Origin of the sequence: Photobacterium rosenbergii (assembly GCF_003026455.1) — a bacterium.
GTDB lineage: Bacteria > Pseudomonadota > Gammaproteobacteria > Enterobacterales > Vibrionaceae > Photobacterium > Photobacterium rosenbergii.
The window spans coordinates 43,028-54,525 of sequence record NZ_PYMB01000026.1 but is presented as its reverse complement, the minus strand read 5'-3'; the positions used below and the strand labels follow the sequence as shown (position 1 = coordinate 54,525).

The following is an 11,498-nucleotide window of genomic DNA, read 5'->3' as shown; positions in this document are numbered from 1 at the left end:
AATCGATAGATTCTTGAACTGCAGCAAGCTTAAACTCATCAGAAAAACTTCGTCGACTTACAACTTTCATATGAACACCTCTTATTCCTGATAAAGAGGTGTCTACTTTTAGGGAGTCACATCAGGTGCAAAAACTGTTTACTAGTAGCGCTTCGACATCAAGTTCTTCACCCTTATATTTAGCTCTTGCTACTTTTCCAAGGACCAAGGGCCATCCCTTCCTAGGTCCAAGTGCCATACAAAAAAGCGAGTCAACCGACTCGCTTTTTTTAGCTCTTTGCTCTGCCCCAGAGCCTAGGACCCGCTCTTCCCAGTGCCGCTTTAGGTTTCCAACACCACCGTCGCGACTGCGTACTTCTTCTCGTCGGCAATCGTCAAGTGGACGTGGTTTACGCCCATTGCTTCAGCTAGCTCTGCGGCCTTGCCCGACAAGGCTAGCAGGGGCTTGCCGCGCTCGTCGTTGGTCACGGTGAAATCGTGGAAGGTGACCCCGCAGGCAATACCTGTGCCCAGTGCTTTCGAGGCTGCTTCCTTGACCGCAAAGCGCTTGGCCAAATAGCGGCCCTGCTGTTTGAAGGATTGGTAAACCTCGTACTCACTCGGGGCCAGCAGGCGCTGGGCAAAGGCATCGCCGGTACGGGCGAAGGCTTTCTCCACCCGCTCGATATCGGCGATGTCTGTTCCTAGGCCAACAATGGCCATTAGCGGCGGGCACTCAGCATTTCAGCGCGCATATCTGCAACCGCTTTTTCCAAACCATCAAACACCGCACGGCCAATGATAGAGTGGCCGATATTGAGCTCGTACAGTTCAGGCAACGCCGCGATTGGCTTGACGTTGTGGTAAGTCAGACCATGGCCAGCGTTGACCTTGATACCCTGATCGTCAGCGTAACTTGCAGCCGCAGCAATCTTCTTCAGCTCTGCCTGTTGCTCTTCTTCTGTTTCGGCATCAGCGTAATGACCGGTATGTAGCTCGATGTAAGGCGCGCCGCAGGCAACTGCCGCATCAATCTGGGCACGGTCTGCATCGATAAACAGAGACACTTTGATTCCAGCTTCACTCAGCGTTGCCGTTGCCGCTTTGATTTTCTCTAGCTGGCCCGCCACATCCAAGCCGCCTTCGGTAGTCAGCTCTTCACGCTTCTCTGGTACCAGGCAAACGAATTCCGGTTTGGTATCCAGCGCGATCTGGACCATCTCATCGGTCACGGCCATTTCAAGGTTCATGCGGGTCTGGATAGTCTCGCGCAGGATGCGTACGTCGCGATCGGTAATATGGCGGCGGTCTTCGCGCAGGTGGATGGTAATACCGTCTGCTCCGGCACGCTCAGCCACCTCAGCCGCGTGCACCGGATCAGGATAACGGGTGCCACGGGCATTACGTAGAGTCGCAATATGGTCGATATTCACGCCGAGTAAGATGTTGTTCATTTTCCGGTACTCCTTCCTCTAGGGATAAACAATTCCCTGCTTTTTAATGGTTTGCCGCCAAGATAAGGCTTCAGGGCGATACGGGTAAAGCGCTTCGCTGCCCGGAGCTGATCCGGGTTCTCGAACCGCCTTGCGGCAATCGCCTTGAGTTGTCCACCGGTGAAGGTCAGCTGGCCGACCGTCAGCGAGGCAATAAACCCGCGCTGTTCCCGGTAGTTATAAGTCATGGTGTCATCCACCGGCAGGCCGCTGCCCGCACAATGGAGGAAGTCCACACCATAGCCGAGATGATCCAGCAAAGCCAGTTCAAAACGGCGTAGTGCAGGCTCTGGATTCTCCGCCTGTGCCAACTCACGCAGCACATTCAGGTAATCCAGAAACAGCACAGGATAAGGGGTATCGGTTTCCAGCACCCTTGCCAACAACTCGTTGACGTACATGGCAGAATAAAGGATATAGCTGCGCATAGGCAGGCCGATACTGATCGGCTCGGCATGGGTTAATACGGGCATGCTGCCCTTGCCGGACCATTTCATGAAGAGTGGGGTAAAAGGCTGGAGCGCCCCTTTGAGGTTGGAGCGCTTGCGGCGCGCCCCCTTCGAAAGAAGGGTAAGACGGCCTGAGTCCTCGCTAAAGACGTCGAGGATCAGGCTCGTCTCGCTATAAGGACGAGTATGAAGGACAAAACAACGCTGAAGCCCTTCCATTCGCTACCTTATAGATCGTCAATATAGCCTAGGCTACGCAGGGCACGTTCGTCATCCGCCCAACCGGATTTCACTTTCACCCATAGCTCAAGGTAAACCTTGCGCTCGAATAGGTCTTCCATGTCGATACGTGCTTCACGGCCGATGGTCTTGATCTTGTCACCACCCTTGCCGATCACCATTTTCTTCTGGCCCTTACGCTCAACCAGGATCAGGCCATTGATATCAAAGCCGTCGGTATCCGGGTTGTAGTCAAAGCGCTCGATTTCTACCGTGATAGAGTACGGAAGCTCGTCACCGGTAAAGCGCATCAGCTTCTCACGGATGATCTCTGATGCCATGAAACGCTGGGAGCGGTCTGTTACATACTCTTCAGGGAAGTAGTACTCACATTCCGGCAAGTGTTCACGAACGATCTTTTCAACCGCATCGATGTTAGTGCCATGCTTCGCCGATACCGGCACCACATCGACAAATTCCATCTTGCTCGACAGCTCCTGCAGGTGCGGGAACAGCTCATGTTTGTCTTTGACATTGTCGACCTTGTTGACCAACAGCACCGTACGCAGGCCCGACTTGGCCAGCTTGTTGAGTACCATCTCGTCGTCTTTGGTCCACATAGTGCCGTCAACCAAGAACAGCACCAACTCAACATCGGTCAACGAACTGCTAGCTGCACGGTTCATCAAACGGTTGATGGTACGCTTTTCTTCGATGTGAAGACCCGGGGTATCAACGTAAACCGCCTGATAACCGTCACGGGTATCAACACCCATAATGCGGTGGCGTGTAGTCTGGGGTTTACGCGAAGTGATAGAGAGCTTCTGGCCGACCAAACGGTTCAGGAGCGTCGATTTACCAACGTTCGGGCGACCGACGATGGCAATAAAGCCACAATGTTGCTTATCTGTCATGATTCCAACTGCTTAAGTGCAATTTCTGCCGCTGCCTGCTCTGCCTTGCGCCGACTGCCGCCTTTACCGATAACAGGTTTCTCCAAACCTGCCACTTCACACTGCACCGTAAACTCTTGGTTGTGTGCCTCACCATGTACCTTAGTCACAGTATAAACTGGCAATGGCTGGCGACGCCCCTGCAGGCATTCCTGCAGGCGGGTTTTTGGATCTTTCTGGTTGATACCCGGCTTGATCGTTTCAAGGCGAGACTGGTACCAACGCAGCACGATACCACGGACATTTTCGATATCACTATCAAGGTAGATAGCACCGATGATTGCCTCAACACAGTCGGCCAAGATCGAATCACGGCGGAAACCACCGCTCTTAAGCTCACCGGGGCCAAGCAGCAAGTGATCACCTAAGTCGAACTCACGACCCAGCTCTGCCAATGTTTTACCACGCACCAAGGTGGCACGCATGCGGCTCATATCACCCTCATCCACTGCCGGGAAGCGGTGGTAAAGGTCGTCAGCGATCACGAAGCTGAGGATCGAGTCACCCAGGAACTCAAGGCGTTCGTTGTGTGTCCCGTTGGCACTGCGGTGTGTCAGCGCCAAAGTCAGCAAGTCTAGATTGTTAAATTGGTAACCCAGCTTACGCTGAAGTCTGTTTGCAGGAGTGGTCATTTTTTCCCGATCAGTTTATGCCACCGATGCGACTGAATCGCACACCGGTAGGAATCCAAGATGGAAGTGCACTGTCAGCACCTCGTTCAAACTCAAAGCTGATCCAGATCCCGACCGCTTTGCCCACTAGGTTAGCTTCAGGTACGAAGCCCCAGTAACGGCTATCTGCACTGTTGTCGCGGTTGTCACCCATCACGAAGTACTGGCCTTCTGGTACCACCCACTCGCTAACACCCGGACGTGGCTGATAAGCCAATGTACGGTCACGCTTAAGCGGATGAACTAGGATTTGGTGCTCATGCTCGCCCAACTGCTCGTTGAACTGCACCAAACGGGTCATACCCTGGCTAAATTCGCTGTCGGTCATCTCTGTCAACGGTACTGGCTTACACTCGTTAGACCCTTTCGCTGCCACACAAATTTGCTTGTGGGCACTGTAGCGAACGGTATCGCCCGGCAAGCCAACAACACGCTTGATGTAATCGATGTTTGGCTGAGGCGGGTACTTGAATACCACGATATCACCACGCTCTGGCTCACCGGTTTCAATCATTTGATGACGGAAAACCGGGTCTTTCAGACCATAGGCAAACTTCTCAACCAGAATAAAATCACCAACCAGCAAGGTTGGCATCATCGAACCGGATGGGATCTGGAACGGCTCATAAATAAATGAGCGAAATACCATAATGAGCGCGATCACCGGAAACATCGAGCTGGCAGATTCTACCCAACTCGGTTGCGGTGCCACGGCCTGTAGGGTTTTAGCATCCACCTGATCGCCGGCATTGGCTGCCGCCGCTTCAATTTTCAATTGACGTTTTGGCGCCCAGATAAATTTATCCAAAGCCCAAATGATCCCGGTCACCAATGTTGCCAGCACCAGGATAAGCGAAAAAGTATTTGCCATTATCTTCCCTACTTATATCAATTACCGAGCGGGCGGCAGCAGCGTATGCCGTTACAGCCCACTCGATATAACAATGCAGCAAGACGGGCCTGCTGCATTGATTTTGTTATCAATGTCTTTGCTAATGGTAGCAAGGTGAACACAAAAGCGTCCAGAGATAACAATAAGTTATAATTACTTGTCTTTACCTACGTGCAAGATAGCAAGGAAAGCTTCCTGTGGCAGTTCGACGTTACCGATCTGCTTCATTCGCTTCTTACCTTCCTTCTGCTTCTGCAGGAGTTTCTTCTTACGGCTCACGTCACCACCGTAACACTTGGCGATAACGTTCTTACGCAACTGCTTCACCGTCGAACGCGCGATGATGTGGTTGCCGATAGCCGCCTGGATAGCGATATCGAACATCTGGCGAGGAATGAATTCCTTCATTTTCTCAACCAGGTCACGACCACGGTACTGAGCATTATCTTTGTGAGTGATAATCGCCAGCGCATCAACACGGTCGCCGTTAAGCAGGATATCGACACGTACCATGTCAGATTCTTCATAGCGCTGGAAGTTGTAATCCAGTGACGCGTAGCCACGAGACGTTGACTTCAGGCGGTCGAAGAAATCCAGAACAACTTCTGACATCGGGATATCGTATGTCAGAGCAACCTGGTTGCCGTGGTAAACCATATCCACCTGCATACCACGCTTCTCAACACATAGGGTGATCACGTTACCCAGGTATTCACTCGGTACCAGGATGTTACAGCGGGCGATAGGCTCACCGACAACTTCAATGTCATTCACAGCCGGTAGCTTAGACGGGCTATCAACGTAGATCTGGGTGCCATCGGTCTTCTTCACCTCGTACACTACTGTCGGTGCCGTGGTGATCAGATCCAGGTCGTATTCACGCTCCAAGCGCTCCTGGATAATTTCCATGTGTAGCATCCCTAGGAAGCCACAACGGAAACCGAAGCCCAATGCTGCAGAGCTTTCTGGCTCGTAGAACAGTGAAGCATCATTCAGGCTCAGCTTGCCCAGTGCATCACGGAAGTTCTCGTAATCGTCAGAAGATACCGGGAATAGGCCAGCGTAAACCTGAGGCTTCACTTTCTGGAAACCTGGCAACGGTGTCTCACTGCCATGCTTGGCATGAGTCAAGGTATCACCGACTGGCGCACCAAGGATGTCCTTGATACCACAAACAACCCAACCTACCTCACCGGTACGCAGGATATCTGTATCAACCTGTTTCGGTGTGAAGATACCGATACGGTCTACACCCCAAACCTGGCCAGTACTCATAACCTTGATCTTGTCATTCTTCTTCAGTTGACCGTTTTTGATACGAACCAAAGAAACAACACCAAGGTAGTTATCGAACCAAGAGTCGATGATCAGTGCCTGAAGCGGTGCTTCAGGGTCGCCTTCCGGCGCAGGGATCGCAGTAACGATGTTCTCTAGAACATCCTCAACACCCAAACCAGTCTTCGCTGAACAGCGAGTTGCTTCCAGGGCGTCGATACCAACGATTTCTTCAATCTCTTCTGCTACGCGCTCAGGATCGGCAGCTGGTAGGTCAATCTTGTTCAAGATTGGCACTACTTCCAGATCCATTTCGATGGCGGTGTAACAGTTAGCCAATGTCTGGGCTTCTACCCCTTGGCCGGCATCAACTACCAGCAGCGCACCTTCACAGGCCGCCAGGGAGCGAGATACTTCGTATGAGAAGTCTACGTGTCCCGGGGTGTCGATAAAGTTAAGCTGATAGGTTTCACCATCTTTGGCTTTATAGTCGAGCGTCACGCTCTGAGCCTTGATGGTAATACCGCGTTCGCGTTCAAGATCCATGGAATCAAGAACCTGAGCAGCCATTTCACGATCGGAAAGGCCGCCACAGACTTGAATCAGACGGTCGGATAGGGTCGACTTACCATGGTCGATATGTGCAATAATCGAAAAGTTACGAATGTGCTTCATGAATTGGCGTGACTAACTCGTGATTAATAAATGAATGGGATCTACAGATCAAGTTGACGGATTCTACCGAATTTCGCCGCTAGTCGCTATCTTTCGATGCGCCATTTATCGCCAACTCTGCAGAAACCGGACTTCCCAGTACCCGAATAAGGTGAGGTTTGTAGGCTAAATCCCCTTCAACCCGCACCGCCAGACGCCTTGCCAGCCATAAACCAAAGGCTGCACAGCCAAGCGCAGTCAGGATCACTCCCAACTCTCCGCCACCAGCCAGCACCACAAACCACCACTGGCCCAGTGCTGCACCTAGCACTAAGCATAGCAAAGGCAGCACATAAACCAGTGCGGCGGAATGAAGCATACTGCGTTCGGACAAACCGATTTCGACCACATCACCGACCTTGGCCGGTTTATCGGTCGCTATTTTGAGTTGGTGCTGGCGTCCCGGCAATGCCTTGCTGACAATGCCGGTACCGCAGCTATCGCGGGAAGCACAGCTGCCGCAACTCGTTTGCTGCTGACAGCTGACAGTGATCTCGCCGGGCTTGGCAGCAATCACTTCAGCGAGGGAGCGCATCATGGGGTTTGGCTCCCCGCCGCATCAAACACCACAGACTCCGCTACCCGGCGTGCTGTTGCTGGAGGGATGTCCCCAACCACCGTGACTTCTTTGTCGTTCATCAGATAGCTGTGCAGGGTACGGCGGCCTTGGCGCACCAATTGCTCCCTAACAGTAAAGTTATCTGCCGAAGAGATATAAATGGAGAAACTGAACAGGCCATCGCTGTACATTTTGCTCTCGACTGGGCGCTCGGTCATCATCAGCCGGTGACGATTGCGGGAAATCGACTCGAAACCTTGAGGTAGCCAATTCACCTGCCAATCAAGTTCGGCCTGTGGCTGAGGAGGTAGTTGCACTACGGCGGGTAGCTCAACCGTTTTCAAGCTTTTCAGTACATCGGCCACTTTCGGGTTGATGACATACGATACCGCGCGGTACTGCTCCAGCGGCTCGCCGTCACGGTCGAGTAAGTCGGCACGCATCACCAATTTGCTGCGAGTATCAATCCACAACAGGTAGGAATAGCGGGCACCATCTTTAGGCGCAATACGTACCACATCACAAGCTACGCCTGCCTCTCGGGCACGCCCCATCGAGATAAAGTCGTAGTAGCCAGCCAGCTCATTGATGTCGGTTTTCATGATCGGCGGCAAGGGCGCCACCATCTTGTTGCTGTCGATGGTGAACGGGTCCAAACCTGGTTCGAAGTAGCTAACTTCATCACCACGCTGGATCACTTCTCGTGGTGGGCCACTGAGGTAAACAAGGTGTGCATAGGTCTCGCCATCTTCCAGAGCATGGCGATAACGCAGGGGTTCGATACTGTTTTTCTTGATTAAGATATACGACAACTCATAACTGAGCTTACGGCTAGCCTCGTCCATTTGATGCAACAAAGCCTCGGCAGAAGAAACCGGTTCTTCCGCAGAGGCTTGGCACGGCATCGCGAGGCTGACCAGTGTCAATACACCGACCAGGAGTCTCTTCATTTATCCGCCATCGATTAATTCACTTCGAGCATAGTACGGTCAATAGAACCGTCTTCCGCATTGAGACGAAGCTGTAATTCATAATCCTGTAGCATGGCATTGATGCGGCGACGTTGTTCCATCACCTGCTCTTCACTCGGCCCGGCATGGCGGTTCGAGCGAACAGAATCACGTGTCAAACTTACAGGTTCAGCAGTGCCCGCAAACGGAATAGTTTCTAAAACGGGTAGTTGTGCTTCCCCTGTCGACGTAGTCAAAGACTCTTCACCGCCGTTGTATTGTTGGACACCAACAATCACTGCCAGAGAAACACTTGCGGCAACCGCGACCTGTCCGAATTGGGTTAACCAAGCCGGCATTTTACGTTTGGCTTGCTGAGGTGTCGGCTGAGATTCCTCAACCCGCGCCTCACGCGCCGTGGCAATCGAAACCACAGAGGCAGGCTCTGCCTGTATCTGACCTGTATGAGCAGGTTCATCTTCCAGCGCCAGTGCTACCTTAGCCGCAATATCCCATTCCTTGTTTTGCGGTGCTTCCCCGCGCATCACATCACCAATAAGGTTGAAGTTCTGCCAGGTCTGCTGACTGTCTTCATCGACAGCCAATGCATTAATAATGCCCTGATCCAGCTCTTCGCCATCAAGCAATGACGAGATTTTTTCTTTATCAGCCATCTTTTTCACCGTTTGGCCCAACACTATCGCTGTGTAAGAGGTCGAATACGTTTTTCAACCGCCTCTCGCGCACGAAATATTCGGGAGCGAACTGTACCGACGGGACACCCCATGACCTCTGCAATTTCCTCATAGCTTAAGCCTTCCAGCTCGCGTAAGGTGATCGCAGTTTTGAGATCATCCGGTAATCCTTCAATGGTACTGAAAACTACCCGCCTTAATTCATCAGACAACATTTGGTTCTCAGGGTTCGAAATTTCTTTCAGTGCATTGCCACTTTCATAATATTCCGCATCCTCTGCATCCACATCGGAGGCAGGCGGACGGCGCCCCTGAGCCACTAAATAGTTTTTTGCTGTATTGACAGCAATACGATACAGCCATGTATAAAACGCACTCTCCCCCCGGAAGGTAGGCAAAGCCCGGTACGCCTTAATAAATGCTTCCTGAGCGACATCCGGCACATCACCAGAGTTGCTGACATATCTGGCAACCAGGTTGCACACTTTGTTCTGGTATTTCACTACCAGTAAGTTAAATGCCTGCTTGTCACCACGCTGTACCCGCTCAATTAATACCTGATCAGTTTGCTGCTCGCTCATTCGAGCGTGTACTCCTATATCAATTTCACCCGCACTTTTATCAGTTGTTCCGGCTAAAAACCAAAAAACAAACTCTTCTTGCTAGTACACCTTGTGCCAAACCCGCCTAGCTATGACGGGCATGCTCAATCAAAACAATATGATAAAAATGTATGAGCGTGAGCACTATTTAAGACCCGGGGTTACTGACAAAGTTCCCGACGAAAACATAATTTCTCAATAATAGTGCGCGATTTTTCCATTGTATTAAAGCAGTATGACTGCTCGATGCACGCTTTGATAACGCTGATTTGTGCATTATATCGCTTATGAAGGGTGATTTGTGAACCATCCGTCAAAAATGAACAAAATGAGTGGAATTTGGTAAGATAGTGGGATTACCACAGGGATATGAAATCATTATGAACGAAAACCGTGAACATCAATGCGATGTACTTGTTGTTGGTAGTGGTGCAGCAGGACTGTCACTGGCCCTTCGACTGGCACCCATGGGTAAAGTGATCGTCCTGAGCAAGGGACCGCGTAGCGAAGGAGCAACCTTCTATGCCCAAGGCGGCATTGCCGCTGTCTTCGATGAGTCTGACAGTGTCGACTCCCACGTCGAGGACACCCAGATAGCCGGTGCACATTTATGTGACGAAGACGTAGTGCGCTTCATTGCCGAGAATGCCAAGCACTGTGTCCAATGGCTGATCGATGGCGGGGTCCCATTTGACCGCGAGGAAAGCGACAGCGATGATGCGCCGCGTTACCATTTGACCCGCGAAGGTGGGCACAGCCACCGCCGTATTCTTCACGCTGCCGATGCCACCGGAATGGCAGTACAGAATTCATTACAGGATAATGTTCACAACCACCCAAATATCGAGGTGCTGGAACGCCATAATGCCCTTGACCTGATCACCACCCACAAACTGGGCCATACCGACCAGCCGAACCGGATACTGGGAGCCTATGTCTGGAACCGTAACCTCGAAGCGGTAGAGACGGTCAGAGCCAAGTTTGTCGTACTGGCAACCGGTGGGGCCTCTAAGGTCTACCAATATACTTCCAACCCGGATGTTTCATCTGGTGATGGCATCGCCATGGCCTGGCGTGCAGGTTGCCGTGTCGCCAACCTCGAATTTAACCAGTTCCACCCTACTTGCCTGTTCCACCCAGACGCCCGTAACTTCCTGCTCACCGAAGCCCTACGCGGTGAAGGCGCCTACCTGCGCCGCCCGGACGGTTCACGGTTTATGAAAGATTTCGATGAACGGGGCGAACTGGCTCCGCGCGATGTGGTTGCCCGCGCCATCGACTTCGAAATGAAGCGCCTCGGTGCCGATTGCATGTACCTCGATATCAGCCATAAGCCGGCCGAGTTCGTCACCAAGCACTTCCCGACCATTTACGAGAAGCTGCTTACCTTCAGCATTGATATCACCAAAGAGCCAATCCCTATTGTTCCTGCCGCCCACTACACCTGTGGCGGTGTTGTTGTCGACAAACAGGGCCAGACCGACCTTGATGGCCTATATGCTATCGGCGAAGTGAGCTACACCGGCCTACACGGTGCCAACCGTATGGCCTCCAACTCATTGCTGGAGTGTGTGGTCTATGCATGGTCAGCCGCAGAAAGCATTGCCGAAAAAATGGCAAGCGTCGAGTTGCCACCTTCCTTGCCTTGCTGGGATGAAAGCCAGGTCAGCTGCTCTGATGAAGAAGTCGTGATCCAGCACAACTGGCACGAGCTGCGCCTGTTCATGTGGGACTACATGGGTATTGTCCGTACTACCAAGCGTCTTGAGCGAGCCATGCGCCGTATCCAACTTCTCAAAGACGAAACCGACGAGTACTACAGCAACTTCAAAGTATCGAACAACCTGCTCGAGCTGCGTAACCTGCTTCAGGTTGCCGAGCTGATGGTCCGTTGCGCCCTAGAGCGAAAAGAAAGCCTCGGCCTGCACTATACCCTCGATCACCCGGAAACGTCGGGCGAGGCCAAACCAACGGTATTGGTCCCAGAGCAGCTATAACAACCTAAGAGCAATTGCAGGAATAACGGGTAAAAAAGCGGGCGCACAAG

The 11,498-nt window shown here is 52.1% G+C and carries 12 protein-coding genes; 1 reads left to right on the top strand and 11 read right to left on the bottom strand.

Going from position 1 to position 11,498, the window contains the following annotated elements; all coding sequences use genetic code 11:
* Nucleotides 1–321: 321 nt before the first annotated feature.
* The 11 genes from acpS to rpoE form a co-directional block, all read right to left on the bottom strand.
* Nucleotides 322–702 carry a holo-ACP synthase gene (gene acpS / locus C9J01_RS25595; RefSeq protein ID WP_107300923.1) on the bottom strand — a complete coding sequence of 127 codons (381 nt, stop codon included), beginning with the start codon at nt 700–702 and terminating at the stop codon, nt 322–324.
* Nucleotides 702–1,433, bottom strand: a complete 732-nt coding sequence (gene pdxJ, locus C9J01_RS25590) for a pyridoxine 5'-phosphate synthase (protein ID WP_107300922.1) — start codon at nt 1,431–1,433, stop codon at nt 702–704. The genes acpS and pdxJ overlap by 1 nt, the downstream gene beginning before the upstream one ends.
* Entirely contained in the window at nt 1,430–2,140 is a 711-nt protein-coding gene (gene recO, locus C9J01_RS25585; RefSeq protein WP_107300921.1) for a DNA repair protein RecO, read from the bottom strand. Before recO ends, pdxJ begins: the two co-directional genes overlap by 4 nt.
* 8 nt (nt 2,141–2,148) lie before the next feature.
* Nucleotides 2,149–3,054 (bottom strand): GTPase Era, encoded by a 906-nt coding sequence (era, locus tag C9J01_RS25580; protein WP_107300920.1) that lies wholly within the window; start codon nt 3,052–3,054, stop codon nt 2,149–2,151.
* Nucleotides 3,051–3,725 carry a ribonuclease III gene (gene rnc, locus C9J01_RS25575; protein ID WP_107300919.1) on the bottom strand — a complete coding sequence of 225 codons (675 nt, stop codon included), beginning with the start codon at nt 3,723–3,725 and terminating at the stop codon, nt 3,051–3,053. Before rnc ends, era begins: the two co-directional genes overlap by 4 nt.
* Before the next feature lie 10 nt (nt 3,726–3,735).
* On the bottom strand, nt 3,736–4,635 hold the full coding sequence (gene lepB, locus C9J01_RS25570) for a signal peptidase I (protein ID WP_107300918.1): 900 nt from the start codon (nt 4,633–4,635) through the stop codon (nt 3,736–3,738).
* A gap of 174 nt (nt 4,636–4,809) precedes the next feature.
* A complete protein-coding gene (lepA, locus tag C9J01_RS25565; protein ID WP_107300917.1) occupies nt 4,810–6,606 on the bottom strand; it encodes a translation elongation factor 4 in 1,797 nt (598 codons plus the stop codon).
* Nucleotides 6,607–6,685: 79 nt separating this feature from the next.
* Nucleotides 6,686–7,183, bottom strand: a complete 498-nt coding sequence (locus tag C9J01_RS25560) for a SoxR reducing system RseC family protein (protein ID WP_107300916.1) — start codon at nt 7,181–7,183, stop codon at nt 6,686–6,688.
* Nucleotides 7,180–8,154, bottom strand: a complete 975-nt coding sequence (gene rseB / locus C9J01_RS25555; protein ID WP_107300915.1) for a sigma-E factor regulatory protein RseB — start codon at nt 8,152–8,154, stop codon at nt 7,180–7,182. Before rseB ends, C9J01_RS25560 begins: the two co-directional genes overlap by 4 nt.
* 14 nt (nt 8,155–8,168) lie before the next feature.
* On the bottom strand, nt 8,169–8,828 hold the full coding sequence (locus tag C9J01_RS25550) for an RseA family anti-sigma factor (protein WP_107300914.1): 660 nt from the start codon (nt 8,826–8,828) through the stop codon (nt 8,169–8,171).
* 23 nt (nt 8,829–8,851) lie between these two features.
* Nucleotides 8,852–9,430 carry an RNA polymerase sigma factor RpoE gene (gene rpoE / locus C9J01_RS25545; protein ID WP_039465260.1) on the bottom strand — a complete coding sequence of 193 codons (579 nt, stop codon included), beginning with the start codon at nt 9,428–9,430 and terminating at the stop codon, nt 8,852–8,854.
* A gap of 401 nt (nt 9,431–9,831) precedes the next feature.
* On the opposite strand from rpoE, the gene nadB reads away from it, so the two are divergent.
* Entirely contained in the window at nt 9,832–11,448 is a 1,617-nt protein-coding gene (gene nadB, locus C9J01_RS25540; RefSeq protein WP_107300913.1) for an L-aspartate oxidase, read from the top strand.
* Nucleotides 11,449–11,498 lie beyond the last annotated feature (50 nt).

Bases quoted from the DNA above. Each gene is read 5' to 3' on its own strand.
- acpS (WP_107300923.1), bottom strand. From the start codon at position 702: ATGGCCATTGTTGGCCTAGGAACAGACATCGCCGATATCGAGCGGGTG.
- pdxJ (WP_107300922.1), bottom strand. From the start codon at position 1,433: ATGAACAACATCTTACTCGGCGTGAATATCGACCATATTGCGACTCTA.
- recO (WP_107300921.1), bottom strand. From the start codon at position 2,140: ATGGAAGGGCTTCAGCGTTGTTTTGTCCTTCATACTCGTCCTTATAGC.
- era (WP_107300920.1), bottom strand. From the start codon at position 3,054: ATGACAGATAAGCAACATTGTGGCTTTATTGCCATCGTCGGTCGCCCG.
- rnc (WP_107300919.1), bottom strand. From the start codon at position 3,725: ATGACCACTCCTGCAAACAGACTTCAGCGTAAGCTGGGTTACCAATTT.
- lepB (WP_107300918.1), bottom strand. From the start codon at position 4,635: ATGGCAAATACTTTTTCGCTTATCCTGGTGCTGGCAACATTGGTGACC.
- lepA (WP_107300917.1), bottom strand. From the start codon at position 6,606: ATGAAGCACATTCGTAACTTTTCGATTATTGCACATATCGACCATGGT.
- C9J01_RS25560 (WP_107300916.1), bottom strand. From the start codon at position 7,183: ATGATGCGCTCCCTCGCTGAAGTGATTGCTGCCAAGCCCGGCGAGATC.
- rseB (WP_107300915.1), bottom strand. From the start codon at position 8,154: ATGAAGAGACTCCTGGTCGGTGTATTGACACTGGTCAGCCTCGCGATG.
- C9J01_RS25550 (WP_107300914.1), bottom strand. From the start codon at position 8,828: ATGGCTGATAAAGAAAAAATCTCGTCATTGCTTGATGGCGAAGAGCTG.
- rpoE (WP_039465260.1), bottom strand. From the start codon at position 9,430: ATGAGCGAGCAGCAAACTGATCAGGTATTAATTGAGCGGGTACAGCGT.
- nadB (WP_107300913.1), top strand. From the start codon at position 9,832: ATGAACGAAAACCGTGAACATCAATGCGATGTACTTGTTGTTGGTAGT.